Annotated in this window: 26 protein-coding genes; 5 read left to right on the forward strand and 21 right to left on the reverse strand. The window is 64.1% G+C overall.

Annotated elements, in window-relative coordinates; all coding sequences use genetic code 11:
• The first annotated feature begins 28 nt into the window (after nucleotides 1–28).
• Nucleotides 29–991, forward strand: coding sequence for a LysR family transcriptional regulator (locus tag BTHE68_RS18340; protein ID WP_232077952.1), 963 nt, complete (start codon nucleotides 29–31; stop codon nucleotides 989–991).
• Here the strand turns inward: BTHE68_RS18340 and BTHE68_RS18345 are convergent.
• From BTHE68_RS18345 to BTHE68_RS18415, 15 genes are all read right to left on the reverse strand, one after another.
• Complete coding sequence (locus BTHE68_RS18345) at nucleotides 976–1,479, reverse strand: DUF6496 domain-containing protein (RefSeq protein ID WP_162067698.1); 504 nt, start codon at nucleotides 1,477–1,479, stop codon at nucleotides 976–978. The two genes, BTHE68_RS18340 and BTHE68_RS18345, sit on opposite strands and share 16 nt — an antisense overlap.
• Before the next feature lie 173 nt (nucleotides 1,480–1,652).
• The gene (locus tag BTHE68_RS18350) at nucleotides 1,653–3,479 is read right to left on the reverse strand and encodes a TadE/TadG family type IV pilus assembly protein (RefSeq protein WP_232077953.1); all 1,827 of its coding nucleotides are present in this window, start codon (nucleotides 3,477–3,479) and stop codon (nucleotides 1,653–1,655) included.
• A complete protein-coding gene (locus tag BTHE68_RS18355; protein WP_232077954.1) occupies nucleotides 3,476–4,168 on the reverse strand; it encodes a TadE/TadG family type IV pilus assembly protein in 693 nt (230 codons plus the stop codon). Before BTHE68_RS18355 ends, BTHE68_RS18350 begins: the two co-directional genes overlap by 4 nt.
• Complete coding sequence (locus tag BTHE68_RS18360; protein WP_162067699.1) at nucleotides 4,165–4,653, reverse strand: TadE/TadG family type IV pilus assembly protein; 489 nt, start codon at nucleotides 4,651–4,653, stop codon at nucleotides 4,165–4,167. The genes BTHE68_RS18355 and BTHE68_RS18360 overlap by 4 nt, the downstream gene beginning before the upstream one ends.
• Before the next feature lie 2 nt (nucleotides 4,654–4,655).
• The gene (locus tag BTHE68_RS18365) at nucleotides 4,656–5,525 is read right to left on the reverse strand and encodes a tetratricopeptide repeat protein (protein WP_162067700.1); all 870 of its coding nucleotides are present in this window, start codon (nucleotides 5,523–5,525) and stop codon (nucleotides 4,656–4,658) included.
• Nucleotides 5,522–6,490, reverse strand: coding sequence for a type II secretion system F family protein (locus BTHE68_RS18370; RefSeq protein ID WP_162067701.1), 969 nt, complete (start codon nucleotides 6,488–6,490; stop codon nucleotides 5,522–5,524). Before BTHE68_RS18370 ends, BTHE68_RS18365 begins: the two co-directional genes overlap by 4 nt.
• Nucleotides 6,487–7,461, reverse strand: coding sequence for a type II secretion system F family protein (locus BTHE68_RS18375; RefSeq protein WP_162067702.1), 975 nt, complete (start codon nucleotides 7,459–7,461; stop codon nucleotides 6,487–6,489). Before BTHE68_RS18375 ends, BTHE68_RS18370 begins: the two co-directional genes overlap by 4 nt.
• Entirely contained in the window at nucleotides 7,458–8,879 is a 1,422-nt protein-coding gene (locus BTHE68_RS18380; protein ID WP_162067703.1) for a TadA family conjugal transfer-associated ATPase, read from the reverse strand. Before BTHE68_RS18380 ends, BTHE68_RS18375 begins: the two co-directional genes overlap by 4 nt.
• Nucleotides 8,879–10,099 (reverse strand): CpaE/TadZ family protein, encoded by a 1,221-nt coding sequence (locus BTHE68_RS18385; RefSeq protein WP_162067704.1) that lies wholly within the window; start codon nucleotides 10,097–10,099, stop codon nucleotides 8,879–8,881. The genes BTHE68_RS18380 and BTHE68_RS18385 overlap by 1 nt, the downstream gene beginning before the upstream one ends.
• A gap of 16 nt (nucleotides 10,100–10,115) precedes the next feature.
• On the reverse strand, nucleotides 10,116–10,490 hold the full coding sequence (locus BTHE68_RS18390; RefSeq protein WP_174258072.1) for a CpaD family pilus assembly lipoprotein: 375 nt from the start codon (nucleotides 10,488–10,490) through the stop codon (nucleotides 10,116–10,118).
• A gap of 10 nt (nucleotides 10,491–10,500) precedes the next feature.
• Nucleotides 10,501–12,057 (reverse strand): type II and III secretion system protein family protein, encoded by a 1,557-nt coding sequence (locus BTHE68_RS18395; protein ID WP_232077955.1) that lies wholly within the window; start codon nucleotides 12,055–12,057, stop codon nucleotides 10,501–10,503.
• Between the two features lie 72 nt (nucleotides 12,058–12,129).
• On the reverse strand, nucleotides 12,130–13,080 hold the full coding sequence (gene cpaB / locus BTHE68_RS18400; RefSeq protein ID WP_162067705.1) for a Flp pilus assembly protein CpaB: 951 nt from the start codon (nucleotides 13,078–13,080) through the stop codon (nucleotides 12,130–12,132).
• A 12-nt stretch (nucleotides 13,081–13,092) separates the two neighbouring features.
• Nucleotides 13,093–13,602 (reverse strand): A24 family peptidase, encoded by a 510-nt coding sequence (locus tag BTHE68_RS18405; protein ID WP_162067706.1) that lies wholly within the window; start codon nucleotides 13,600–13,602, stop codon nucleotides 13,093–13,095.
• 74 nt (nucleotides 13,603–13,676) lie between these two features.
• Complete coding sequence (locus BTHE68_RS18410) at nucleotides 13,677–13,859, reverse strand: Flp family type IVb pilin (RefSeq protein ID WP_162067707.1); 183 nt, start codon at nucleotides 13,857–13,859, stop codon at nucleotides 13,677–13,679.
• Nucleotides 13,860–14,283: 424 nt separating this feature from the next.
• Nucleotides 14,284–14,715 (reverse strand): low affinity iron permease family protein, encoded by a 432-nt coding sequence (locus BTHE68_RS18415; RefSeq protein WP_162067708.1) that lies wholly within the window; start codon nucleotides 14,713–14,715, stop codon nucleotides 14,284–14,286.
• A 52-nt stretch (nucleotides 14,716–14,767) separates the two neighbouring features.
• Here BTHE68_RS18415 and BTHE68_RS18420 point away from each other — a divergent pair, with 52 nt between their 5' ends.
• Nucleotides 14,768–15,340, forward strand: coding sequence for a DNA-3-methyladenine glycosylase (locus tag BTHE68_RS18420; protein ID WP_162067709.1), 573 nt, complete (start codon nucleotides 14,768–14,770; stop codon nucleotides 15,338–15,340).
• A gap of 5 nt (nucleotides 15,341–15,345) precedes the next feature.
• Here the strand turns inward: BTHE68_RS18420 and BTHE68_RS18425 are convergent, their stop codons facing one another.
• Genes BTHE68_RS18425 through BTHE68_RS18440 form a run of 4 tightly spaced genes read right to left on the reverse strand, consistent with a single transcriptional unit; the run spans nucleotide 15,346 to nucleotide 19,937 of the window.
• On the reverse strand, nucleotides 15,346–16,536 hold the full coding sequence (locus BTHE68_RS18425; protein WP_162067710.1) for an ABC transporter substrate-binding protein: 1,191 nt from the start codon (nucleotides 16,534–16,536) through the stop codon (nucleotides 15,346–15,348).
• A gap of 34 nt (nucleotides 16,537–16,570) precedes the next feature.
• A complete protein-coding gene (locus tag BTHE68_RS18430; protein ID WP_162067711.1) occupies nucleotides 16,571–17,278 on the reverse strand; it encodes an ABC transporter ATP-binding protein in 708 nt (235 codons plus the stop codon).
• Entirely contained in the window at nucleotides 17,275–18,060 is a 786-nt protein-coding gene (locus BTHE68_RS18435) for an ABC transporter ATP-binding protein (protein ID WP_162067712.1), read from the reverse strand. Before BTHE68_RS18435 ends, BTHE68_RS18430 begins: the two co-directional genes overlap by 4 nt.
• Nucleotides 18,057–19,937: an ABC transporter permease gene (locus BTHE68_RS18440; RefSeq protein WP_162067713.1), complete on the reverse strand. Its 1,881-nt coding sequence runs from the start codon at nucleotides 19,935–19,937 to the stop codon at nucleotides 18,057–18,059. The genes BTHE68_RS18435 and BTHE68_RS18440 overlap by 4 nt, the downstream gene beginning before the upstream one ends.
• 42 nt (nucleotides 19,938–19,979) lie before the next feature.
• Here BTHE68_RS18440 and BTHE68_RS36855 point away from each other — a divergent pair, with 42 nt between their 5' ends.
• The 3 genes from BTHE68_RS36855 (at nucleotide 19,980) to BTHE68_RS18455 (ending at nucleotide 23,221) form a co-directional block, all read left to right on the forward strand.
• The gene (locus BTHE68_RS36855; RefSeq protein WP_232078039.1) at nucleotides 19,980–20,348 is read left to right on the forward strand and encodes a hypothetical protein; all 369 of its coding nucleotides are present in this window, start codon (nucleotides 19,980–19,982) and stop codon (nucleotides 20,346–20,348) included.
• Nucleotides 20,349–20,492: 144 nt separating this feature from the next.
• Nucleotides 20,493–21,827 (forward strand): glutamine synthetase family protein, encoded by a 1,335-nt coding sequence (locus BTHE68_RS18450; protein ID WP_162067714.1) that lies wholly within the window; start codon nucleotides 20,493–20,495, stop codon nucleotides 21,825–21,827.
• Nucleotides 21,828–21,844: 17 nt separating this feature from the next.
• Nucleotides 21,845–23,221 carry an aspartate aminotransferase family protein gene (locus tag BTHE68_RS18455; RefSeq protein ID WP_162067715.1) on the forward strand — a complete coding sequence of 459 codons (1,377 nt, stop codon included), beginning with the start codon at nucleotides 21,845–21,847 and terminating at the stop codon, nucleotides 23,219–23,221.
• On the opposite strand, the gene BTHE68_RS18460 is transcribed toward BTHE68_RS18455, so the two are convergent.
• A complete protein-coding gene (locus tag BTHE68_RS18460) occupies nucleotides 23,205–24,101 on the reverse strand; it encodes a LysR substrate-binding domain-containing protein (protein WP_162067716.1) in 897 nt (298 codons plus the stop codon). The two genes, BTHE68_RS18455 and BTHE68_RS18460, sit on opposite strands and share 17 nt — an antisense overlap.
• A gap of 65 nt (nucleotides 24,102–24,166) precedes the next feature.
• Nucleotides 24,167–25,120, reverse strand: coding sequence for a 2-hydroxyacid dehydrogenase (locus BTHE68_RS18465; RefSeq protein WP_162067717.1), 954 nt, complete (start codon nucleotides 25,118–25,120; stop codon nucleotides 24,167–24,169).
• Nucleotides 25,121–25,278: the final 158 nt, after the last annotated feature.

A 25,278-nucleotide genomic window follows, 5' to 3' on the forward strand; every position in this document is an offset into this window, starting at 1 on the left:
GCTCGCAAAAAGAGGCGTTTTGCTTATCATGATCACTTTTCGAGATCACCCGACGGGAGCGCCGAGCGTGGACCTGACCTTGACGCAGTTGCGCATGTTCGTCGCCGTCGCCGATGCGGGCAGCGTGCGTGCCGCCGCGCGGCGGCTCGATATCGCGCAAAGCGGCATCACGCAGCAACTTCACAAGCTGGAAGCGCAGGCGGGCGGCCCGCTGTTCGAACGCGATGTGCGCGGCGCGCGCCTGACGCCGATCGGCGAACGCTTGCGCGTGCGGGCCGAACTGATACTCGGCGAATGCAGAAAAACCGAAGAGGAAATGCGCCAGTTGCGCGGTGAACTGACGGGCCGCGTCGCGCTCGGGCTCGCGGCGGAAGCGACGATGCGGCTCTTTCCCGCGTTGCTCGCGAGTTACCGGGAGCGGTGTCCGCGTATCGAGGTGCATCTGACGAGCGCGACCTCGCGCATGCTGACGTCTTGGGTACGCGACGGCAGCCTCGATTTCGCGCTTGCGCTGATCGCGCCCGACGCCGATATCCACGACATGGACACGACACCGCTCTTCGATACCGACGTCGCGGTGATCGCGCGGCGCGGTCATCCGCTCGGGCGCTCGCGCAGGCTCGCGGACTTGCGGCATGTCGAATGGGTCAGCACGCGACAGCGCGGCGGGGGCGTGACGGGCAACAAGCTATCGGCGCTTTTCGAGAATGCGAAACTCGCGCCGCCGCACATCGCTGCGACGACCGAGGCGGTCTTCGACACCTTGCACTGCATCGCATCGAGCGATTATCTCGGGCTCGAACCCACGAGTCTCGCGGAGCATCCGTTCTTTCGCGGGCATGTCGAGATCGTGCCGATCGCGGAGCGTGCCGCGAAAACGCCGGTGTGTCTGCTGCGTCGCGCGGGCGTTCCGCTCACGCCCGCGGCACAGGAACTCGCGACGATGGCCGTCTCGTTTGCGCGGATGCTTCCCGCTCAACGCGAAGCGTGACGCGTGCGCGATCCCTTCGATGCGGCAGCGGCACGCGCGCGGCGTGTGGCCCAGCCCTTTTTCGCCGCCGCCGATCGATCCGCCGCCGAACGCCGGCTGGCCGCCGCATGCGATTGCCGCGACAGTGACTTGTGCGAAGCCGTCTTGGTGCTTTCGCGCTTGAGCACGCGCGTGGACGCGGCGGAGCGCTTCGATTTCGACTCCGTGCTCGGGCTCTTCTTCGTGCGATGCGCGGCCTTGGTGTGCTGTGCGGCCTTCTTGCGCGTCGCCTCGGAGGTTGTGCCCTGCTTCGGCGACTTCATCTTCACGCCCGAGCGCCGCGCCTCGGACAGCCCGATCGCGATGGCCTGCTTCGCCGATTTCGCACCGTGCTTGCCCTCGCGGATGTGATCGATCTGCTCCTTCACGAACTCGCCTGCCTGCGTGCTCGGGGATTTGCCTGCGCGTTTTGCCTTCGCTGCGCGCTCGAGGGTTTTCTTCTCGGGCATGTCGGACCTCCTTGATGAAGTGGACCTGCTCTTGCGGTGTTAGCAACGTACGTGCCTTGGGTTTCGTTTCGCGCCGGATCCCGTATTGGTGTTGGTCTATTAGCACTGCCCCGCACAGGGGCAACGCCAATAAACCGACACGAACACGGGATCCGGCGACGCCCCAAAAAACCTCACTGCGTAAGTCGCAACACCCCAAGATTCCCCGCAATCTGCTGGAAGATCTGATTGAGCGTCGCGTTACTCGGCGCGTGAAAGTAGTTCCCCGGACTCGCACAACTCTGCATCGTCGCTTGCGCGTTACCCGGATCGGTGCCGTAATCGCCGAACGTGATCGAATAGACAATGATCCCCTCCTGCTTCATGGCTGAACACACCGCGAGCTGGAACGCATTGAGATCGGTGACGGAGCCCATCGAACCCGGATTAAGCGTCGACCCATCCGCGCGACGCACGCTCGACGCCTGCAGATCGGCCCGACCCACGCCAGAAAGACCATTGAAAGCCTGTGGCGGCATGATGCCCGTCGATCCGCCCGGATCGTTCTGTCCATCCGACAGCACGATGACCACGCGCTGCAGCGCCTGCGTCGTCTCGAGGCGCGGCAGGCTCGTATCGGTCGAAATCCAGCCGTTGCCCTTGCCCGCCACATTGTCCGACCAGGGCGACTTCAGCATGCGCCAGCCCCACAGCAGACCGGTCGGGATGAGCGTCGAGCCGGCCGCCTGCATGTTCGAGATCGCGGTGGTCAACGCGCTCTTGTCCTTCGACAAGAACAGCGCCGGCGCAATAGCGCACGGCCCGTTGTTGTTGAAATTAGTGTTGCCGTTCTGATCGTACGTAGTCGTGGTCGTGCCGCTCGACTTCTGATACCAGCGGTCGTAAATCGACGGAACGGTGCTGCTGTCTGCAACGGTATTGCACGACGTCGAAAGTCCGCCGCTCTTCAGCGTGAGCGGCACGCCCTGCACGACGATCGGACTGGAAATCGTGCAGGTCGTCTTGCCGTTCTTCGTCGCTGTCGTGTAGTTGTAGACCGAGAAGCCGTTCTTCGGCACGTTGTAGAAGAACGGCGTGAAGCCCGGCGTCTTGGCCGGTTCGTAGGCCTGCGCCTGCAGGTTGCTGCCCACGTCGCGCGGCTCGACCGCGCAACCGCCCCAGCCGGACCCCTGGTAGCTCTTGTTGACGGCCATGTAGACCTGCTGGTTGTTGTACTTGTCGAAGCTCGGGGTCAGCCACTTGCCGGTGGGCTGCAACGCGTTCTTCAGATTCACCATCGTCGTGAAGGGCACGAGGCCGATGTACGAATCGTTGCCCGTCACGGAGAAAAGACTGTCGACGAGGTTCTGCGCCGCCAGACGCAGACCGTATATCTTCGTGCCCTGCGTGTGGTCCTTGCTGTTCGCGTAGTCGCTCATCGAGCCGGTGTTGTCGAGCACCATCACGAGTTCGAGCGTGCTCTTCGGCAAACGCAGCGCCGCATTGCTCGCGCTGACCTTCGCCGTGTCGGGCGTCGCCTGGTTGCCGCCCGTGCCGCCGTTGCCCGAGCCGTTGTTCACCGTGTTCTTGCCGAAAATGACGGGCGCGATGAGCGGCATCGAGCCCGTCGCCGACAACTGGATGGTCTGCCCCGTCGCGGGCGCGCCCGACACCTGCGCCGAAAAGTTCGCATTGGGCAAGTTCAGCGCCATGTAGCCCGAGGGCATGTTGACGTCGTAATAGGCGCGCGCGTCGGTCTGCCACTTCGCGAGATCGGCGGGCTTGGTCGTGTCGTAGTGCGCGAGGTCCGCGCCCGCCGAGAGCGTCGCGACGTCAAGCGCCATCTGCATGCGCGCCTGCGTCATCTCGTAGTGGATCGCGTCGATGGCCGTGCACATCGAGCCGATCATGACGCTCGCGCACACCGCGAATACCATCGTGACGGCGCCCTCGTCGCCGCACAGCAGATTGCGCACACTGCGCGCGCCCAGCGGGCCGCCACTGCTTCGCTTCGCGCTCATGATGCCTTCGTGAGAGTGAGCGCCTGCCCGTTGCGCGGACGCACGTAGACGCGCTCGTAAATGATCGTGGCGACCGGCGCGTTGCGCCAGAACGGCGCCGTCAGCGAGAACGGCGTATAGCGGTAGAACACTTCCACCGCGATGGCCGAATCGCCGTAGCGGAACGGCCAGTTCGACGGCACCACTTTCGTCGTCGTGATGGTCGACGGCATGTCCTGCGGCTGCCACTTCGGACTCGCGGTCCAGAGCACCGCCGCCGTGCCCGCGTCCTGCGAGGGATTGAGCACCGACTGCCCGCTGCAGTTCACCGTCTTGTCGCAGATCGACGTGATGATCACGCCGCCGTTTGCATCGAGCTTGTTCGGCGACGATAGCTGGATCGCGGCGGCGTAGATCGAACCGAGACTGTTGGCGCTGCCGGTGCCGCTGCTGTCGTTGATGACGTTGCTCATCTGGCCGATCGAGTCCGCCAGCGTGAACGCCGTGTGCTCGGTGAGGCTCACCGCGCGCATGTAGAGATACAGCTCGGTGAAGCCCAGCAGCACGAGCAACATGAGCGGCACGACGATCACGAATTCGATCGTCACGCTGCCGCGCTCCGAGCGCATCAGGCGCGTCGACACACAGCGCGCGCGCCGCGTGAGCGCCGCCTTGAACGCCGATCGCATCGTTCCGTTCGCGGGCTTCATTTTTCGTTCTGTACGAGATAGCTGCGTTGGAAGGTCAGCGAGTCGATGCCGAAAAGCTTCGGGATACCCGAGAAGCTCGGGATCGTCACGCTGATGTTGTAGAGCACGACGTCGCCGAAGCCACCCATCGAGTCCTGATAGTTGCTGCTGCCGATGTCGTTGTAGGTGGTGTAGGCGCGCGTCGTGATGCTCACGCTGCCGCCGATGTTGGTCCAGCCGCCGAGCACGTTGTTGACGATGCGCCGCGCCTCGGCATCGCGGGTGCCGCTCGACGGGACAGTGGTCGTGAGACCCGCGCGCGATGCCTGCTGCGCGGCGAACTGCACGGAGGCATCGACGATCATGTCGAGCGCTACTTCCACCGTGCCCAGAATCAGGATGAACACAATCGGCCCGACGAGCGCGAACTCGATCGCCGACACGCCGCGCTCGTCGCGCGCGAGACGCGGCAGAAAGCGGCCTGGCTTCGGCGCTGGCGCGCGCATCGTCACTTCACGCTCGCCGTCTGAACCTTCGGCGTCGCGACGCTCGACACGGCGACGCTCTTGGCCGGCTGCGGGCGCGTCGTCTGACCATCGCGCATACGCTGCAGCTCGTAATAGCGCAGGTTGTCCTGCACCGACGCCTTCGGCAGATCGCGCGAGAGAATCGCCGCGGCCGCGTCGTCGTTGCCGAGCAGACCGTAGGCGAGCGCGAGATTCTGGCGCGCCTGCGGCGGCGCGGCGGGGAAACGCGTCACGTCGAGCAGCACGTTCGCGCCCTGACGCGGATCGCCCGCGAGCGTGAGCGACAGACCGAGATTCACCGACAGCATCGGATCGCCGGGATTGGCGATCAGCGCTTCACGCAGCAACGCTTGCGCATGCGCGTGATCGCCGGACATATCGAGCGCCGCGCCGAGGCCCGCGCAGGCGAGCGGGTCGTTCGGCGTGATCGTGAGCACGCGGCGATACGTGGCGATGGCGTCGTCGAACCGGCGCTGATGGATCGCCACGCGCGCAATGCCGATGAGCGGCGGCGTCGCCTTCGGATCGATCTGGCTCGCGCGCTGATAGTAGACGCCCGCGCGCGTGTAGTCGCCCACGCTATACAGCGTGTTGCCGAGACCCGTCAGGCCCGGCACGGACTTCGGATCGGCCTGCACGGCCTTTTCGTACAGCGAGGTCGCCAGATCGAAGTTGTTCGATTCCAGCGCCGTGTCGGCGATGCGCAGTTCGCTCATCGTGCTCGGCGCGGAGTTGCGCAGCACGGGACGCGTATCGGTGACCTGGCGCACGCTCGTCGTGCAGCCCGTTGCGGCCAGCAGGAGTGCGACAGCGCAGGAGAGACCCGCGATACGTTGAGTGGATGACTTCATTTCGAATTTCCCGCGATGAACGCAAGCAACTGAATAACGGCAGGTCCCGCGGCAATCGCGATGATCGCGGGAAGAATGAACAGCATCATCGGCACGACCATCTTCGGCGCGAGCTTCGCCGCCTTCTCTTCCAGCGACACGATGTGCGCCACGCGCTCGGTGCGCGAAAGCGTGCGCAGCGCCTGCGTGATCGGCGTGCCGTAGCGCATCGACTGCGTGAGCGTCGAAATGAGCGCGCGGATCGACGGCAGATCGATGCGGTCGGCGAGATTGTTGAGCGCGCGCGTGCTGTCGCCTGACAGCTTCAGCTCGTCGGCGGCAAGCGAGAACTCGTCGGAAAGCGGCGGGCAGATCGTCGTCAGTTCGTCGGCCACGCGCCGGATCGACACGCCGAGACTGTTGCCCGCGTTCGTGCAGATGACGAGCAGATCGAGCGCGTCGGGCAGACACGCGCCCATCGCCTTGCGGCGGCGCGCCGCCTTGAACGCGACGATGTACTCCGGCACGATCATCCCGACGATGAAGACCATCAGCATCGCGATGCCGCGCGCCGCCGGATACGCGCCGATCATCGGAATGCGCGAACCGAGCATCACGGTCGCGGCCGCGCACGCGAGCCCGCAGAAGAACTTCACCGCGAGCAGGATCGACACCGCGAGGTGGCTGCGATAGCCGCTGCGCACCATTTCCTTTTGCAGCTTGAGGCGATACTTCGCGTCGAACAGCGGAATCTTGTCGCCGATGCGCGCGAGACGCCGCAGCAGACGCTCGGAGAACGTGGTGTTCTCGCCGTCGTTCTCCGCCGCAGCGCTCTCGAAGCGATGCGTGGCCGCGGCCATGCGCGCGCGCTCCGCGATGCGTCCGCGCTTGCCGCCGTGCTTGTGCGCCCACCACACCGCGAGGGCCGCGAGCAGCCCGAGCAGCATCAGCAGATTGATGAGGGTTTCGACGTTGTTCGGGTTCATCGCGAGGTATCGAGCTTCGACATCTTGCTGATCACGAACAGGCCCATGCCAATGGATATCACGCCGAACGTGAGCAGGTTATGCCCCGATTCGGTGTTGAACAGCACCATCAGATAGGCCCGGTTGAGCGCGTACATCGACAGCATGATGATCACGGGAATGGCGGCGAGAATCTTCGTCGTGATGCGCGCCTCGCCGGTCAATGCCTTGGTCTTCTGGCGAATCTCGCGGCGCGTGCGCACGATGCCCGACAGGTTCTCCAGCGTTTCGCCGAGCTGGCCGCCGGTCTCGCGCTGCAGCAGCAGACACACGCAGAAGAACGAGAAGTCCGCGATTTCGATGCGCCGCATCGCCACCGTGAGCACTTCGTCGAGATCGAGACCGACCTGCAACGAATCGGCCATCAGCTGGAACTCGCTTTTCAAGGGCTCGCGGCATTCGCTCGCCGCCGAACCGATCACCTGCGTGACCGGCACGCCCGCGCGCACCGCGCGCACGATCATGTCGATGACATCGGGGAAACCATCGAGAAAGCGCTTGCGAAAGCGTTCCACCAGAAAGCGATACGACTGCACCAGCGCGAGCACCGGCAAGCCGATGATGATGAGCGGCCGCGTGAAATCGGGCAGCGGCATGAACTGATTCATCAGCACGGCGACGAGCTCGCCCACGAGCGCCGCGATGACCACGACGCGCACGCCGTTCGCGCCCGCGACGGTGCGCAGGCGCGCGAGACGCGGCCCCGTCCAGCGCGTGAGCGCGTTGTTCTGGCGGTTGACGAGGAAGATGTCGAAATCGAGCTTGTTCGCCTGCGCCGCCTGCGCGCCCTGCGACACGAACGACTTCTGCATGCGCTGACGGATGCGCGAGGGCGGCTGGTTGTTGCGCATGTCCTGCACGATCACGATCATCACGCCGAAGAGCAGCACGCAGGTGAACGCAGCGAAGGTGATCAGGTTGACGAGGTTCATGGCTTCATCGCATCCAGAAGGGCGTCTTCCAGACCGTAGTAAGCGGCGCGTTGCGAGAAGGCCGGCCGCACCGCGCCGGTTTCGAACACGCCCTTCACTTCCTCGCTGTAGGCGCTCGCGTCGTAGCGGAACGCGAACAGATCCTGCGTGATGATGACGTCGCCTTCCATGCCGACCAGCTCGGTCACGCGCGTCACGCGCCGCATGCCGTCTCGCATGCGCTCGATCTGCACGATCAGATGCACCGCGCTCGCAATCTGACGGCGGATCGACAGCAGCGGCAGATTGCCGTTGGCCATCATCACCATGCTTTCCAGACGCGTGATGCCATCGCGCGGCGTGTTCGCGTGGATGGTCGTCATCGAGCCGTCGTGGCCCGTGTTCATCGCCTGCAGCACGTCGAAGGCTTCAGCGCCGCGCGTCTCCCCGAGGATGATGCGGTCCGGACGCATCCGCAGCGCGTTGCGCACCAGATCGCGCTGCGTCACCGCGCCGAGCCCTTCGGCGTTTTCCGGGCGCGTTTCGAGACTCACGACATGCGGCTGCACGAGCTGCAGCTCGGCCGCATCCTCGATCGTCACCGTGCGCTCACCGTGACCGATGAAGTGCGACAGCGCGTTGAGCAGCGTCGTCTTGCCCGAGCCCGTGCCGCCCGACACGATCACGTTGAGCCGGCACGTGCTCGCGAGCTTGAGCACGTTGGCCATCGCGGGCGACATGTTGCCCTGCTGCGCCATGCGGTGCAGCGTGATGTTGCGTTTCGAGAATTTCCGGATCGAGATCGATGCGCCGTGAATCGCGAGCGGCGGCAGCACGACGTTCACGCGGCTGCCGTCGGCGAGACGCGCATCGACCATCGGACTGCTTTCGTCGACGCGCCGCCCGACGCCTGCCGCGATACGCTGCGCGACGTTGATCACATGCGCGTTGTCGCGGAACTTGCAGTTGGTCAGCTCCAGCCGCCCGTGCCGCTCGACCCACACCTGATCGGGTCCGTTGACGAGCACGTCGGTGATGGTTTCATCGGCGAGCAAGGGTTCGATCGGGCCGAGACCGAACATGTCGTTCAGCAGCTCACCGACCATCTGCACCTGCTCCGCGATGGTGATGTTCAGGCGCTCGCGCTCAGCGACATCGACCACGAGCGTCTCGACGGCGGGCTTCATCTGCTCGCGCGTCTTGCCGACCGCAGCCGACGGATTCATCGCCGCGAACACGCCCGCGCGGATCGTCCTGAAGAGATCGGAACGCACCAGCGTTTCGTTGCCTTCAGCGGGCTGCGCGCGCAGGGAAGCGGGCGCGGGCGCGGGGGCCGCCGGCTTTTCGACGACCGCAAGCGGCGGCGCCTCGCCGGGTGGCGACGCACCGTCCTCGATCCCGGACGGCGACGTGGCGCGCGCCTGCTTCTGCCCGAACATCACGCCCTCCTCAGCTTGAACTTGCTCAGGAACGTGCGCTCGACGTTGGCATGCTGCCCGGTCAGATCGTTGGCGATGCGCGCGATCGCCTGCATGAAGTTGTTCTGGCTGCGCTCGGGGGGCGCTTCGCCCAGATTCTCGGCGGTCGCGAGCGCCTTCGCTTCGAACTGCACCTCATGCAGCACGGTGCGGCCCACGGCCGTCATGAAGTCGGTCGGTTGCACCTTGCCCGAAGTCGCCGCGTTCGGGTTGTTCAGGAGAACGGATGTCGGTGGATTGTTGTCGCGGTCCTCGATATAGCGCAGCATACGAATGGTTTCGCGCGTCGAATGCACCGAGCGGTCCGCGACGAGATACACACGCGATGCGTGATCGAGCGCTTCGGCCGCGAGCGCGTCGTTCGGGTCGCCGATATCGAGGATCACGTAGTGGAAGCTGTCGCACAGCAACTCGACCACGCGGCGCAGCGCGCCCGGCTCGAACTGTTTGCTCGCGCCGTAATCGATGTCCGCCGACAGCACGAAGAGCCGGCTGCCGTTCGCGACCAGCGTGCGTTCCACATACTGCGGATCGAGCCGGTGCACGTTCTGCAGCACGTCGACGAGACCGTTGTTGCTCTGCGTGCCGAGCATGCTGTTGGCGGCCCCGCCGCACAGCGTCAGGTCGACATACGCGACGCGCCGATGCGTGTCTTCCGCGAGATAGCGCGCGAGATTGAGTGCGAGCGTGGTCACGCCGACCCCGCCGCGCGCGCCCGCGAAGGCGATGGTCTTGCCCGCGCGCGCCAGCGTGACGGGGCTCACCTTGCCCTCGGACACGTTGACGGTGCGCTTGAGCAGCTCGACGGTCAGCGGCTTCACGAGATAGTCGCGCACGCCGATCTTGAGCAGGCTGCGGAACAGACCGACGTCGTTGCGCTCGCCGATCGCGACGACCTGCACCGACGGCTCGCACACTTCCGCGAGGCGGCCGAGGTCGGAGAGCGGCATCACCGAGCCTTCGAGATCGACGAGCAGAAAGAGCGGCGAGCGCTCGATCTTCGACAGATGCGCGATGGCGTCGTCCACGTTGCCCACGGCGATATGCACGTGCGGCATCGCCTGTTCGAGCACGAAACTCTTCAACACCTGCTCGGTCTTGCGGTCCGCCACGAACGCGATAAAGTCCGCGATTCGCACGCCCTGCTTGCCCTTGAAGAAACTGATCTCTGTGGTGCTCATGATGTCCGTCCTTGCGCTACTTCGATTCGCGCGACGAGCTCGTGTCGAGCGGCGTCACGTGGCCGGTTTCGTAGCGGCGCATCGCGCTCGCCGCCGTCGCGCCGTTGGCCGGGCCGAGCGTTTGCGGCGCGACGATATCGGCGGGACGCGCGAGTTGCGCCGCGAGGTTCGTGTAGGTTGCGCAACCCCATTGCATCGATGGCCGGCGCAGGCCCGCATCGGTCAGGAGCGATGCGCGCGTGAGCGAGTCGCAATCGGGCGCCACGGCGTTTCTGCCGTCGAAGCCGATCACCGTGTCGTTGGGCATGTTGCGCGGCGGCTGGAAGCATCCGGTCGCGCCGCAGGCGAAGGCGACGAGCGCCGTGAGCATGAGATGACGTGCATATTTCATGATTCGGCGCTCAATAGACATAGCCCGCCGCGCCCACGAGGCGCGGTTCGGAAGCGGACGGCTGCGCGGCGTTCGACTGCCCCGCCCTGCGCTGGAAGCTGTATTCGACATCGCTCGAAGGCGAGATCAGCGAATCGAGCGGCGAGCGCAGCTTCGCGGAGTCGGTCGGCTCGACGAGATACGGCGTCACCATGATGACGAGCTCGGTCTTGTTGTTCTGATAGTTCGACGACGAGAACAGCTTGCCGAGCACCGGAATCGAGCCGATGCCGGGCACCTGCGAAACGATGTCCGTCGTATTGCTCTGCAGGAGGCCGCCGATTGCGAAGCTCTGGCCGCTCGCGAGCTCGACGGTCGTGTCGGCGCGGCGCACCGAGAGGCCCGGCACGGTCACGCCGCCCGTGGTCACGCTCGCGGTCGGGTCGATCTGGCTCACTTCCGGACGCACCTTCAGGCTGATGCGGCGCTCGTTCAGCACGGTCGGCGTGAAGTCGAGCTTGACGCCGAACTGCTTGAACTCGACCGAGATCGCGCCGTTGGTCTGCGAGACCGGGATCGGGAATTCGCCGCCGGCGAGAAAGCTCGCCGTCTGGCCGGACATCGCGACCAGGTTCGGCTCCGCGAGCACGGTGAGCAGGCCTTCCTGGTTCAGCGCGTCGATGAGCGCGCGGATATCGGTATTGCCGGTCTTGAAGCCCGCGAGGAACGAGAACGCGTTATTCGACGGCAGGTTGATCGGATAGCTGATGCCGCCGTTGCCGTTGACGATCGGTTGGGTCAGGTTCTGGATCGCGCGGCCGCTGAAGAGGCCGCCGAGCCAGTTGCCCGAGCTGCCGAGCGCCTGCCAGTTGATGCCGAGCTGCTGCGTCACGTTGCGGTCCACTTCGGTGATACGCACGCGCAGTTGCACCTGCAACGGACGATCCACGGTCAGCCGGTTGATCAGCACTTCCTTGTCGGTGAGAAAGGGCGTGACGGCCTGCACGATCGCGTCGGCATCGGCGGAAGTCGGCACCTGGCCCGCGACGAGCAGCGAGCCCTGGCTCGTCGTCGCCTGCACGTTCAGGTTCGGAAAGCGCGACGAGATCATGTTGCGCAAGGCCATCATGTCGCGCGCGACGATCACCGTGCGCTGCAGCAGCGTCTTGTTGTTCGGGCCGAGCACATAGAGCGTGGTCGTGCCGGTCTTCTTGCCGAGCACGAAGACGGTCTTCGGCGACGGCACATGGACATCCGCGATCGACGGATCGGCGACGAACACCGACGTGGCATCTTCCGGCAGACGCAGCATCGTGCCCTTGCCCGCGTCGAGCGTGAGCGCGCCCTGCCCGATCTCGACGCCCGGCGCGGCGGCGGCCTTCGCTGCGAGCGCGGTCCGGATGAGCGCGGGTTGTGCCGTGCGCGCCTGCGCGAGCTGGACGGCCGGCGCCGTTACATGGTCCGACTGCTTCGCGGGCGCGGCCGGCTGCGCCGCCTGAGCGGACCATGCCAGCAGCATTCCCGCGCACGCGAGCGCGATGTGCCCGCCCCGTCTTTCGATGCTGCTGAAGTCCAACTGCGTTCTCATGAGATTCGATCCTGGCACTGTGCTGCCGTGACTTGATGCTGTGTTCGTCGTGGTCGGGCTGCTTGTCGCTGTCTATCGCGCGGGCACCGTCGGCAATGGCGGCGCCTCCGACGATGCGCCGACCTGCGCGACCGTCGAACCGGCATCGCCCTTGTCCGAGCCGCGGTAGATCGTGACGGCGCGCGGAGGCGTCGGCGCGTGAGTCGCGGCGACCTGCGCGGGCCGCGCGCGCGGCAGATCGCGCACGGCGCGGGAAATATCGCCCGCCCAGATCGGCGTGCGTTGCGTGGATGAAGCCGCGACAGCCGCCGATGCGGCGGGATCGCGCGTATCGGTCGCGAAGCTGCGCAGCGCGAGCGACAGCGAGCCGAGACGCGCCGCGACCGCGACGACTTCGCCCATGCGCGGCGTCACTTCGAGCGTCACGGTGCGGGCGCGCGTGACGACTTCGGTCGCGTCGCCGGTATTCTTGGGCCGCTTGATCTCGGAGCCGACCGCGAGCACGCGCACATGCTCGACCACGGTCTCGCTCGATACCGCGAGGTCCGGCGAATCGGTGCGGCGATCCATCTGCTGCGTGAGAATCAGGTCGACATAGTCGCCCGGCTGGATCAGGCCGGCGTTGCCGGACACGTCGTCCACCGCGACCGACACGGCGCGCATGTCGGGCTTGAGCGTCGCGGCGAGAAAACCCGGCGCGTTCGGCAGGATGACGTCGGCGGACGTGAGCACCGCACCGCTTTCGACCGGATGGCGCAACAGCGCGCCCTTGATGTCGACCGCGTTCTCCGCGCCTTCGACGATCGCGTTGGGTGGCAACTGCGAGACCGGCAGCGTCTTCCAGGTGAGGTCTTCGTCGCGCAGCAGCAGACCTTGCGGCAGCTCGGCGGCGCTCACCTGCGCCTTCGCGGTGGTGACGGCATGTTCCGTCGGGCGCGAAGCGCTCGCCACGACGACGCGCACGATGAGCGCGATGAGCAAAGCGCCGACCAGAAGCACGGCGAACTTGATGATGTTGGACATGAGCGCGCCGTCCTATCGGTTCGCGAGGAAAGGCAGGAGCGCCGGCAGCACGATCACGAGACCGCCGCCGAGTGCGAGGGCCACGCCATAGGGCACGCCGCGCGCGCCAGAGAACATCGCGAGCGCCCGCATCGGCATGAACTGCTGATCCGGATTCATGTAGCGCGTCGCGAGACTGATCAGGGACACGACGGTCCCGATCACGGAAATGAGCGTCAGGGCGGGCAGCGACAAGGCGAGGCCGGCCCAGAGAAAAATTACGGAGGCGAGTTTTGCATCGCCTCCGCCCAGCATTTTCGCCGCGAACAGCACGGCGCAGACCAGGAATACGCCAAGCGCGAGCAGCAGATGAACGATGACATCGTCGACCGGCATGCGGCGGGCGAGCGCATCGGCAAAGAAGAGCGCACCGACGGCCAGCACGATTTTGGTCGGCAGGCGTCGGGAGCGCACGTCGATGACCGCGAGCCAGAGCAGCACGCAGAGCACGATCAGGCGAATGGCAAGAGACAATAGCTGCACGATGGTTTCGTTTTTCGGTGGACGGTGTGATCCTCAGCTACGAGCGACGACGCCCGAGCGAAGCACGCATGCCATCAACTTACTTTCTGTGCCGTCGAAACCTTATTGAACAGGCTGTCGAACATCGAGCCGATGCTGGTGCTGAACGTGCTTGCCATCGCGCCCAGTGCCAGCACGACGATGCCGGCGAGGACTGCATACTCCATCGCGCTGACACCGCGCTCGTCGCGCACGAATGCCTTCATCAATTTGCGCATTTTTCTTTCCTTCAAGGTTTAGGTAGGTGTGGACCCGGCAAAAGGATTACCGGGCACGACACATCCTAGCCATGTTGGAAAGAAATAACTTCGCGAATCAAAGGCCAGAAATGGCCTCTTTTGAAGGTTTAGAAATGCTCTGCGAGCGCCCTTATCGGCAGAAATTCGAAAACCTTTAGGGCGTGGAATTTTTCTATTTTGCTTTTTATTGACCGGGCGGGATGCGTGCGGATCGTTGCCGCTTCTTCGGGGCAGTTTGCGAGAACGTTTGCGATGCTTAGGGGAAGGCGTTCGCAAAATACGGCTGGCCGGCGCGCTATCGTGGAATGCGAGCTTACATTCCCTGACGCGATTTTGTCACGCACTTTGCAAAGCCCGCAACGAAAATATCCCAAACTTTAAAAATCTGCCTTTCCGCGCAAGCTTAGCGATCACGCTTATCGTCTTGAGGAAAAGAAGGCATCTCTATATCGGTACTAGGCGAGCGCAAGTTATCCCGCGCATCCTGCGCAAGCTTTTCATAGCGCTTGCGAAACACCGCGAGTTCCTTTTCGTCGAGTTCCTCGAGATCGAGCAGCGCGTTATGCGCCTTATCAACCGCGCGAATGAGCTCGTCGAGCTTGATCTGCATTGCCGCGGTGTCGCGATTCTGCGTGTTCTGAATCAGGAACACCATCAAGAACGTGACGATGGTCGTCGACGTATTGATGACGAGTTGCCACGTATCGCTGAAGTGAAAAAGCGGCCCCGAGACCGCCCAGACGATCACCAGCAGCACCGCGATGACGAAGGTCGATGCATGACCCGCAACCTGCGCGAGCGCGTTCGAGAACTTGAGAAACCACGAGGTCTTCATTCGGCGTCTCCTGACTGTAGTGCGTCGGCATGGCGCGGCTAGAATACCGCTGATGAACAGCAAGCCCAAGCCCATCGATTTTCATGCGCCGTCCGAGATCGTCGCGCAACGCCTGATCGGCGCGATCGTGACCGTCGACGGGGTCGGCGGCCGCATCGTCGAAACGGAAGCGTATGACCGGGAAGACCCCGCGTCGCACAGCTTCTCCGGTCCGACGCCCCGCAATGCAGCAATGTTCGGGCCGCCCGCGCACGCCTACGTGTATCGCTCCTACGGCATCCACTGGTGCCTGAACTTCGTGTGCCGCGAGGCGGGCCACGGCGCGGGGGTGCTGATTCGCGCCATCGAGCCGCTCGTCGGCATCGACGCGATGCGCGAGCGGCGCGGACTGGAGCCGCTCAAATTGCTTTGCTCGGGGCCGGGCCGTGTCGCGCAGGCGCTCGGCATCACGCATCGGAACAACGGCATGTCGCTGCTGGAGTCGCCGTTTCATATCGAGCCGCCCGAGGAAAAGTTTTCCATCGTGCATGGGCCGCGCATCGGCATCACCAAGGCAATCGACGTGCCGTGGCGCTTCGGGCTCGCCGGATCGAAGTTCGTCAGCAAGCCCTTTCCGAAGTCCTGACGACGTTATTCCGCCGGACGCAGCTTCTTCACTTCGTCATCTGACGGCTGCACGCTCGCGCCATCGACATAGCGGTACGACGTCATCACGCCCTTGCCGTCCTTCAGCCCCGTCACGCCGACATAGGCGCCCATCGTCGATTGATTGTCCTGCCTGCGATAGGTGATCGGACCGAAAGGCGTATCGACGGTCAAGCCCTTGAATGCGGCGGCGAGTTTGTCGGCGTCAGGCGAGGCGGCTTTTTTCAGGCCGTTGGCGATCGACATCATCGCCGTATAGCCCACGACCGAGCCCAAACGCGGATAGTCGTGATACTTCGCCTCATACGCAGCGACGAATTTCTTGTTCTCGGGCGTATCGATCGAATACCACGGATAGCCCGTCACGATCCAGCCGACCGGCGCTTCCTTGCCCAACGGATCGAGATAATCCGGCTCGCCCGTCAGCAACGATACGACCGCGCGATCCTTGAACAAACCGCGTGTATTGCCCTCGCGCACGAACTTGCCCAGATCGGCGCTGAAGAGCACGTTGAAGATGGCGTCCGGTTTCGCATCGGCGAGCGCCTGCGTGACGGCGCCCGCATCGACGTTGCCGAGCGGCGTCGCTTGTTCCATGACGAATTCGACATCCGGCTGTGCGGCCTTCAGCAAGCGCTTGAAGGTGGCCGCCGCGGACTGGCCATACTCGTAGTTCGGATAGACGAGCGCCCAGCGCTTCTTCTTGAGCTTCGCGGCTTCGGGCACGAGCATCGCGACCTGCATGTAAGTCGACGGACGCAGACGATACGTGTATTTGTTGCCGTCCTGCCAGACGATCTTGTCGGTGAGCGGCTCGGCCGCGAGGAAGAAGATGTGCCGCTGTTTCGCATAGTCTGCGAGCGCGAGTCCCGTGTTCGACAGGAAGCCGCCGAAGAGCAGCTTCACCTGTTCGCGCGCGACGAGTTCCTGCGCGACACGAACCGTATCGCCGGGGTTGCCGTTGTCGTCGCGCGAGACGACTTCGAGCTTGTTGCCGTTGATGCCGCCCGCCGCGTTGATCTCATCGAGCGCGAGATTCCAGCCGTTCTTGTACGGCAGCAGAAACGCGGGCTGCGCCTTGTAGCTGTTGATTTCGCCGATCTTGATGGTGTCGGCGTGCGCGGCGAATGCGATGCTCGCTGCGATGGCGGCGAGGGTTAAGCGCAGTGGCGTCATCGGGTTCTGTCCTCTCTGTTTGGATGTGATTCGTTCATACGCCAAGGAATTCGCGGCGCGCGGCATCGTCGCTGGCGAATGCGTTCATCGCGCCTCGATAGCGTATCTGGCCTTTTTCCAGCACATAAACGCGGTCGCTGACGAGTTGCGCGAAATGCAGGTTCTGCTCGGACAACAGAATCGCGAGCCCTTCGCGTTTCAGTTCGAGAATCATATCGGCCATCTGCTCGACGATCACGGGCGCGACGCCTTCCGATGGTTCATCGAGCAGCACGAGACGCGGATTGCCCATCAGCGTGCGCGACACGGTCAGCATCTGCTGCTCGCCGCCGCTCATGCGGCTCGCGCGACGGTTGCGCATTTCACCGAGATTCGGAAACACGCGAAAGAGCTTCTCGGGGGTCCACAACGGTGCGTCATCGCGCGGCGGCTGACGGCCCGTGTCGAGATTCTCCATCACGGTCAGATCGCCGAACACGCGGCGATCTTCAGGCACATAGCCCAAACCCCTGCGCGCGATGCGATACGGCGCCATGCCCGCAATGCTCTCGCCCATGAACGACACCGCGCCCGAGATGCGCGGCAGAAGGCCCATTACGGCTTTCATCGTCGTCGACTTGCCTGCGCCGTTGCGGCCCATCAGCGCGACGACTTCGCCGCGCTGCACCTCGAAGCCGACATCGAACAGGATCTGCGCGCGGCCATAGAACGCATTCAACGCGTCGACTTTCAGCAGCGTCATGACGATGCTCCCGCGCCCAGCGCCGCACGCGGCGCGAACGACGCGCCCGTGCCGAGATAGACCTCGCGTACGCGCGCATTGTTGCGGATGGCTTCGGCATCGCCTTGTGCGATCAGACGGCCACGCGCGAGCACGATCAGCTGGTCCGCGTGCGCGAACACCACGTCCATGCTGTGCTCCGTGAACAGCACGCCGATGTTGCGCTCTTTCGCGAGACGCGCGGTCAGCGCCATCAGTTCATTGCGTTCCTGCGGCGCCATGCCCGCGGTCGGTTCGTCCATCAACAGAAGCCTCGGATGATTGGCCAGCGCGATCGCCAGTTCGACGCGCTTCACGTCGCCGTATGCGAGCACCGCGCAACTGCGGCGCGCGTGCGCCGTCATGCCGACGAGATCGAGCAAGGCCATCGCTTCATCTTCCTTCCATGACGCGACACGCCCGAACAGGCTATGGATGCGCCGCTCGCGCGACAGCAGCGCCATCTGCACGTTTTCGAGCACGGTCATCGAATTGAAGGTCGCGGCGATCTGAAACGTGCGGCCCACGCCGAGCCGCCAGATGTCGCGCGCCCGCATGCCGGCGATGTCGCGTCCGTCGAAACGGATCGAGCCCGCGCTCGGCCGGATCTGTCCGTTGATCATGTTGAAGCACGTCGATTTGCCCGCGCCGTTGGGGCCGATCAGCGCGAGCAGGCGCCCCGCTTCGAGATCGAACGATACGTCGTCGACGGCCTGCACGCCGTCGAACGACTTCGAGAGATGCGCGATGGACAGCAGCGTCATTGCGCCTCCCTGAAGAATCGATCGCGCACGAAGCCCGCAATGCCTTGCGGAAACGCGATGACCATCACGAGAATCGCCGCGCCGAGCAGCGCCTGCCAGTAGTCGGTCTGTCGCGCGACAGTGTCTTGCAACCAGGTGAACACGCTCGCGCCGACGATCGGTCCCGCCAGCGTCTGAATGCCGCCGAGCAGGACCATCACGAGGCCATCGACCGAGCGGCCCACGCTGATGACTTCGGGCGAGATGTTGCCCTTCGAGAACGCGTAGAGCGAACCCGCCAGCCCGCACACGAGCGACGCGACGATGAACGCAGCCCACTGTACGCGCGCGACGTTCACGCCGATCACTTCGGCGCGCAAGGGCGAATCGCGGCCCGCGCGCATCGCGAAGCCCAGCGGAGAGAACAGCATGCGGCGCAACAGCCAGATGCCGATCACCGCGAACACGAGCGTCAAGTAATAGAACGCGGCGGGCGATGCGAGCCACGGCGACGGCCAGATGCCCAGAATGCCGTTGCTGCCGCCCGTCACCGCGTCCCATTGAAAGACGACGGACCACACGATCTGCGCGAACGCGAGCGTGAGCATCGCCAGATACACACCGGAGAGACGCACGCAGAACCAGCCGAACACGAGCGCGCCCATGCCCGCGAGAAGCGGACCAAGCACGAGCGCGGCTTCCATCGGCAACGCGAAGACCTTGAGAAACAGGGCCGCGCCGTATGCGCCCAGTCCAAAGTACGCCGCGTGGCCGAACGAGTGCATGCCGCCCGGTCCCATGATGAAGTGCAGGCTCGCGGCGAACAGCACCGCAATCATGATCTCGACCAGCAGCACGGGCAGATACGGAAACGCATCGGCGGCGAGCGGCGCGAGCGCAAGCGCAGCCGCCACGACGGCCGCGCCGATCTTCATGGTGCGCGTGGCGGGCCGCAAAGGCTGATCGGCGGGCGCGGCGGAACGGGCGATGGCCTGCGCGCGCCCGAACAATCCCCACGGACGCAGCACGAGCACGACGGCCATCACGACGAACTCCGCGACGAGCGTGAACTTCGACAACGAGAAGTCGATGCCCCCGATCGACACGTGCCCGATACCGATGCACATCGCCTTGATCTCCGCGATCAGCAACGCGGCGACGAACGCGCCCGGAATCGAACCCATGCCGCCGACCACGACCACGACGAACGCATTGCCGATGGTTTCGAGATCGAGCGACAGATTCGCCGACATGCGCGGCACCTGCAGCGCGCCGCCGAGTCCCGCGAGCAACGCGCCGACGAAGAACACGCCGGTGAATAGCCACGCCTGATTGACGCCGAGCGCGCCGAGCATCTCGCGATCCGCGCTCGCCGCGCGCACCAGCGTGCCCCAGCGCGTGCGCGTGAGCGCATACCAGAGCGCGAGCAGCACGAGCGGACCGATGACGATCAACGCGAGATCGTAAGTGGGCAACGCATGGCCGAGCAACTGCACCGCGCCTTCGAGATGCGGCGCGCGCCGGCCGAACAGATCTTCCGGTCCCCACACGTAGAGCGCGGCATCGCGAATGATCAGCACGAGCGCGAAGGTGGCGAGCAGATGAAAGAGTTCGGGCGCGCGATAGATGCGCCTCAGCACGCCCACTTCAATCGCCGCGCCGATCGCGCCGACCAGGAGCGCCGCGCCCGCCACCGACGCCCAGAAACCCGCCACGCTCGCGCCGAAACGGCTCGTCAGGCTATACGCGATATACACGCCGAGCATGTACAGCGAGCCATGCGCGAAGTTGACGATGCGCGTGACGCCGAAGATGAGCGACAGGCCCGACGCGACGAGAAAGAGCGCACAGGCATCGGCCAGGCCGTTGACGAGTTGGACGAGCAGGTTGGAGAGCATCGGGCTCTGTGGACGTTCGAAGCGAAAGAGCCGACATTATCGATGAATTGCGCAACGAACTCCGAAACGCTCGCGCGGCGAGAATCATTCGCGTGCGGCCGCTCGAAAAAACGTATTGACGGCGTTTATGTCTCGTATATCCTCGTTGAAGGGCAATTGTCGGCATTGCATCGCCGGCGCTCGCTCTGCCAATCAACTCGCCAAACGAGTGTTATCGTGAAAGCCCAAAGCCCTCTGGCCCGTCGGAGCGTGTATCGCTCCTGCGCCGATCGCTGCGGCACGACTTCCGGGCGCCGCTTCCTGTCGGTTCTGACCGTTCTTTCCCGCCGCTGCGTGCGGCGTCGCAACGTCGTCTCTGCGCGTGCGTTCATCGCCGTGCAACGCGTCGGCGCAGCGTCACTGCTGCCGTAGCGCCTCCTCCCGTTTCCCCTCGCTAGCTGACTGGTTCGCGCGCGTGCGTCCGCACGCGTGAATGCGCGCGCCTTTTCATTGCGCCTTCGCGATGCATCGCAAAGGCCGTGGATGCATGCGCCTGCTCAATACACGAGAACGACAATGGAACGCATCGACGAATTCCTCCGAAAACATCGCATCACCGAAATCGAAGCGATCATTCCCGATATGGCCGGCACCGCGCGCGGCAAGATCATTCCGCGCAGCAAGTTCGAATCGGGCGAATCGATGCGCCTGCCGCAAGCCGTGATGATCCAGACCGTCACGGGCGACTATCCCGTCGACGGCAGCTTCACCGGCGTCACCGATCCCGACATGGTGTGCGTGCCCGATCCCGCGACGATCCGCCTGATCCCGTGGGCCGCCGATCCTACCGCGCAGGTCATCCACGACTGCGTGCATTTCGACGGCACGCCCGTGGCCATTTCGCCGCGCCGCGTGTTGCGGCAAGTGCTGCAGAAATTCGCGGCGAAGGGCTGGCGGCCGGTCGTTGCGCCCGAACTCGAATTCTTTCTCGTCGACATGAACCGCGATCCGGACCTGCCGTTGCAGCCCCCCGTTGGCAGAACCGGGCGCGCGGAAACGGGACGTCAGGCCTATTCGATCGATGCGGTCAACGAGTTCGATCCGCTCTTCGAAGACATCTACGAGTATTGCGAAGTGCAGGAACTCGAAGTCGATACGCTGATTCACGAAGTGGGCGCGGCGCAGATGGAAATCAACTTCATGCACGGCGATGCGCTCAATCTCGCGGACCGCGTGTTTCTCTTCAAGCGCACGGTGCGCGAGGCGGCGCTGCGCCACAAGATGTACGCGACCTTCATGGCCAAGCCGATGGAAACCGAGCCGGGTTCGGCGATGCACGTGCATCAGAGCATCGTCGATGAAGAGACCGGGCGCAATCTCTTCACCAATCGCGAAGGTGAAGCGACCGGGCTTTTCTATAGCTACATCGCGGGCTTGCAGAAATACACGCCCGCGCTCATGCCGATCTTCGCGCCGTATATCAATTCTTATCGCCGGCTATCGCGCTTCATGGCCGCGCCGATCAACGTGCAATGGGGCTACGACAATCGCACCGTGGGCTTTCGCGTGCCGCATTCGTCGCCACAGGCGCGGCGCATCGAGAATCGCATACCGGGCGTCGACTGCAACCCGTATCTCGCGATCGCGGCGACGCTGGCCGCCGGTTATCTCGGCATGACGCAGCATCTCGAACCGACCGAGCCGCTTGCAAGCGACGGCTATCGCCAGCCGTATCAGCTGCCGCGCAATCTCGAAGAAGGCCTCACGCTGATGGGCGCCTGCGAGCCGCTCGCCGAGATGTTCGGCGAGAAGTTCGTGCGCGCGTTTCTCGCGCTGAAGGAAACCGAATATGAAGCGTTCTTCCGCGTGATCAGTTCGTGGGAACGCAAGCATCTTTTATTGCACGTCTGATATCGGGAGAAGACGACATGAACGATCGAATCGATTCGACAGCTCAATACCGCGCGCTCGATGCCGCGTATCATCTGCATCCGTTCTCCGACATGGGCGCGCTCAATCGCGCGGGCAGCCGCGTGATCGTGAAGGCCGAGGGCGTTTATCTGTGGGACTCGGACGGCAATCGCATCATCGACGGCATGGCTGGTTTGTGGTGCGTGAACGTGGGCTATGGACGCCGCGAACTCGCGGATGCCGCGCTGAGGCAGATGCAGGCGCTGCCCTACTACAACACCTTCTTCAAGACGACACATCCGCCGGTGATCGAACTCTCCGCCTTGCTCGCGGAACTCGCGCCCGCGCGATTCAATCGCTTTCTCTATTGCAACAGCGGCTCGGAAGCGAACGATACGGCGCTGCGGGCGGTGCATCGTTACTGGGCCGTGCAGGGCAAGCCGAAGAAGCGTCATGTGATCGCGCGCACGAACGCCTATCACGGCTCGACCATCGCGGGCGCCACGCTCGGCGGCATGAGCTACATGCACGAGCAGATGCCGTCGAAGATGGAGCATGTCGCGCATATCGATCAACCCTACTGGTTCGGCGAAGGCGGCGCGATGAGCGCGGACGCGTTCGGGCTCGCGCGTGCCCGCCAGCTCGAAGAAAAGATCATCGAACTCGGCGCGGACAACGTTGCGGCGTTCATCGGCGAGCCGTTTCAGGGCGCGGGCGGCGTGATCTTTCCGCCAGAGAGCTATTGGCCGGAGATCGAGCGTATCTGCCGCAAGCATGATGTATTGCTGATCGCCGATGAAGTGATCGGTGGCTTCGGGCGCACCGGCGAATGGTTCGCGCATCGGCACTTCGGCTTCGAGCCGGATGTCATCACGATGGCCAAGGGTCTCACGAGCGGCTATGTGCCGATGGGCGCGGTCGCGCTATCGGACACCATCGCGGACGCGATCGTGAACAGCGGCGAGTTCAATCACGGCTTCACGTATTCGGGGCATCCCGTCGCTGCCGCCGTCGCCGTGGCGAATCTTAAGCTGCTGCGAGACGAAGGCATCGTGGCGCGCGTGAAGAACGATGCAGGCCCGTACTTTCAACAGCGCTTGCGCGACGCGCTGGGCGACCATCCGATTGTCGGAGAGATTGCGGGCGTGGGGCTCGTCGCGGGCATTCAGTTGGCCGTTGATCGTGTGACGAGAAAGCGCTTCGCCAATGGCGACGATATCGGCACCCTGTGCCGAGATTTCTGCTTTGCGGGCAATCTCGTGATGCGCGCGAGTCACGATCGCATGTTGCTGTCGCCGCCGCTCGTTGTCACGCATGACGAAATCGACGAGATCGTCGAGAAGGCCAAGGCCGCGCTCGACGCGACATCACACGCGATCACGCACGCCGCTTGACGAAGTATTCCGCCGCCATGTGCCGGAAGGCCGTGACGGCGGGATTGTCCTGATCCGTGCGCCACGCCATGCTCATTTCCGCCTGAACGGTATTGCCGGCGATGTCCCTGAACTCGACGTTGTCGTAATGAAACCGTTGCGACGATGCCGGAAGAATCGACACGCCCAGGCCCGCGCGCACGAGCGACAGAATGGTCGGCGTCTGATCGATGTATTGCGTGAAATGCGGCTTCACTTCATCGGCGACGAGCATGCTCATGATGCGATCGTGAAAGTATTTGCCGTGCGTGGGCGAATGCATGATGAACGCCTGCTCGTGCAACTGCGCGAGTTCGAGTTGTTCGAAACGGCACAGTTCGTGTTTCGCGGGCAGCGCGACGATCATCGGCTCGCGATCGACAAGAAGGAACTCCACTTTCTGACGCGACGGCAGCGGCCGCATGAAGCCGAGGTCGATCGCGTTCGCCTCGAAGCCTTCGATCTGCGCGACCGAGATCATCTCCAGCAACACGACATCGATATCCGGCAGATCACGCTTCGCCGCGACGAGCAACTCGGGTATCAACTCGTATCCCGCAGCGCCCGTGAAGCCGATTCGCACCCGCCCGGTCTTGCCCTTGCTCGCGCGCCTGACCGCGCTTTCCGCCTGCTCGGAGAGATTGAGCAGACGCGTTGCATCCGCGAGAAACACGCGCCCTTCGGTCGTCAGCTTGACCGCGCGGCCGACGCGTTCGAAAAGCTGCACGCCCAGGTTCTCTTCCAGCAGATGAATCTGTCTGGAAAGCGGCGGCTGCGTCATGTGGAGCAACGCCGCCGCGCGCCTGAAATTCAGCTCCGTCGCGGCGGCGACGAAGCAACGCACTTGTCCGAGATCGAGCATTCGTAATCGACGTTGAAGTGATAGCCGATCATTATATGTTCGCCCCGGATACGTTGATGCCGCGTTTATGTCGTCAGGCTGCCTTCGGGACGTTGTCCCGCGAGACCTTGCGCAAGACTCGCGAGCACCATCTCGCCCATCGCGGTGCGCGATTCCACCGTCGCGCTCGCGCGATGCGCCTGCAGCACGACGCGATCCATGCCGAACAGTTCGACGGGCACATTGGGTTCATCGACGAACACGTCGAGCCCCGCGCCCGCGATCGCACCGCGCGACAGCGCTTCGACGAGATCGCTTTCCACCACCAGCTTGCCGCGCGCGATGTTGATGAGATAGCCGTCCTTGCCCAATGCATCGAGCACGGCCGCGTTCACGATGCCCTTTGCCTTGTCGGCCGCCGCTGCAAGAATCAGAATGTCGCTTTCGCGCGCGAGCGACAGCAGATCCGGCACGAAGCGATAGTCGACGCCGTCGATCGGGCGCACGTCCGTATAGGCGATCGGGCAGGCGAATGCGGCGGCGCGCTGCGCGATCGCGCGACCGACCTTGCCGAGCCCCACGATGCCCACGCGCTTGCCGCTGAAACGGCGCACCAACGGAATCGCGCTCGGGCTCGGGTTCTTCACCCATTTGCCGGTCTTCACGAAGTCGTTGCCGGGGCAGATCTCACGCAGCACGGTCAGGATCAAACCGATCGCGAGATCGGCCACGTCCTCGGTCAACGCGCCGAAAGTGCCCGTCACCGGAATGCCGCGCGAACGCGCGAATTCGAGATCGACCGCATCGGTGCCGACGCCGTTCACCGCGATCACCTGCAACGCGGGCAAGCGCTCGATCAGATCGTTCGAAATGCCCGTATGCCCGCCGGTGATCACGCCGCGAATCGACGCGCCGTGCTCGCTGATATAAGCGTCCTTGTCGCCCTTTTCGAACAGGCGATGCATCGTGTAGAGCGCATCCAGTTTCTCGTTGATGGCCGGTACGAGGATGGGGTTCAGTTGCAGAATGCTCGGCTTCAATTCGCGTGCTCCATGAGGTTCGTTTCCGATGTGGAGCGGATGATGTCCGCTTCTGCCGGTCGCGTCCAATCCCAAAAGGCTATCAATTGATCCACGAATCGAACCAGCGTCGATAACGCCTGCGATCGATTCAATCCGGGAATCAGGTAATAGCAATA

It is taken from the genome of Burkholderia sp. THE68, assembly GCF_009938265.1.
Taxonomy (GTDB): domain Bacteria; phylum Pseudomonadota; class Gammaproteobacteria; order Burkholderiales; family Burkholderiaceae; genus Caballeronia.

What these genes read in the sequence shown, in the direction of transcription:
- BTHE68_RS18340 (WP_232077952.1), top strand. Translation starts at nt 29, where the DNA reads ATGATCACTTTTCGAGATCACCCGACGGGAGCGCCGAGCGTGGACCTG.
- BTHE68_RS18345 (WP_162067698.1), bottom strand. Translation starts at nt 1,479, where the DNA reads ATGCCCGAGAAGAAAACCCTCGAGCGCGCAGCGAAGGCAAAACGCGCA.
- BTHE68_RS18350 (WP_232077953.1), bottom strand. Translation starts at nt 3,479, where the DNA reads ATGAGCGCGAAGCGAAGCAGTGGCGGCCCGCTGGGCGCGCGCAGTGTG.
- BTHE68_RS18355 (WP_232077954.1), bottom strand. Translation starts at nt 4,168, where the DNA reads ATGAAGCCCGCGAACGGAACGATGCGATCGGCGTTCAAGGCGGCGCTC.
- BTHE68_RS18360 (WP_162067699.1), bottom strand. Translation starts at nt 4,653, where the DNA reads ATGCGCGCGCCAGCGCCGAAGCCAGGCCGCTTTCTGCCGCGTCTCGCG.
- BTHE68_RS18365 (WP_162067700.1), bottom strand. Translation starts at nt 5,525, where the DNA reads ATGAAGTCATCCACTCAACGTATCGCGGGTCTCTCCTGCGCTGTCGCA.
- BTHE68_RS18370 (WP_162067701.1), bottom strand. Translation starts at nt 6,490, where the DNA reads ATGAACCCGAACAACGTCGAAACCCTCATCAATCTGCTGATGCTGCTC.
- BTHE68_RS18375 (WP_162067702.1), bottom strand. Translation starts at nt 7,461, where the DNA reads ATGAACCTCGTCAACCTGATCACCTTCGCTGCGTTCACCTGCGTGCTG.
- BTHE68_RS18380 (WP_162067703.1), bottom strand. Translation starts at nt 8,879, where the DNA reads ATGTTCGGGCAGAAGCAGGCGCGCGCCACGTCGCCGTCCGGGATCGAG.
- BTHE68_RS18385 (WP_162067704.1), bottom strand. Translation starts at nt 10,099, where the DNA reads ATGAGCACCACAGAGATCAGTTTCTTCAAGGGCAAGCAGGGCGTGCGA.
- BTHE68_RS18390 (WP_174258072.1), bottom strand. Translation starts at nt 10,490, where the DNA reads ATGAAATATGCACGTCATCTCATGCTCACGGCGCTCGTCGCCTTCGCC.
- BTHE68_RS18395 (WP_232077955.1), bottom strand. Translation starts at nt 12,057, where the DNA reads ATGAGAACGCAGTTGGACTTCAGCAGCATCGAAAGACGGGGCGGGCAC.
- cpaB (WP_162067705.1), bottom strand. Translation starts at nt 13,080, where the DNA reads ATGTCCAACATCATCAAGTTCGCCGTGCTTCTGGTCGGCGCTTTGCTC.
- BTHE68_RS18410 (WP_162067707.1), bottom strand. Translation starts at nt 13,859, where the DNA reads ATGCGCAAATTGATGAAGGCATTCGTGCGCGACGAGCGCGGTGTCAGC.
- BTHE68_RS18415 (WP_162067708.1), bottom strand. Translation starts at nt 14,715, where the DNA reads ATGAAGACCTCGTGGTTTCTCAAGTTCTCGAACGCGCTCGCGCAGGTT.
- BTHE68_RS18420 (WP_162067709.1), top strand. Translation starts at nt 14,768, where the DNA reads ATGAACAGCAAGCCCAAGCCCATCGATTTTCATGCGCCGTCCGAGATC.
- BTHE68_RS18425 (WP_162067710.1), bottom strand. Translation starts at nt 16,536, where the DNA reads ATGACGCCACTGCGCTTAACCCTCGCCGCCATCGCAGCGAGCATCGCA.
- BTHE68_RS18430 (WP_162067711.1), bottom strand. Translation starts at nt 17,278, where the DNA reads ATGACGCTGCTGAAAGTCGACGCGTTGAATGCGTTCTATGGCCGCGCG.
- BTHE68_RS18435 (WP_162067712.1), bottom strand. Translation starts at nt 18,060, where the DNA reads ATGACGCTGCTGTCCATCGCGCATCTCTCGAAGTCGTTCGACGGCGTG.
- BTHE68_RS18440 (WP_162067713.1), bottom strand. Translation starts at nt 19,937, where the DNA reads ATGCTCTCCAACCTGCTCGTCCAACTCGTCAACGGCCTGGCCGATGCC.
- BTHE68_RS36855 (WP_232078039.1), top strand. Translation starts at nt 19,980, where the DNA reads ATGAATTGCGCAACGAACTCCGAAACGCTCGCGCGGCGAGAATCATTC.
- BTHE68_RS18450 (WP_162067714.1), top strand. Translation starts at nt 20,493, where the DNA reads ATGGAACGCATCGACGAATTCCTCCGAAAACATCGCATCACCGAAATC.
- BTHE68_RS18455 (WP_162067715.1), top strand. Translation starts at nt 21,845, where the DNA reads ATGAACGATCGAATCGATTCGACAGCTCAATACCGCGCGCTCGATGCC.
- BTHE68_RS18460 (WP_162067716.1), bottom strand. Translation starts at nt 24,101, where the DNA reads ATGCTCGATCTCGGACAAGTGCGTTGCTTCGTCGCCGCCGCGACGGAG.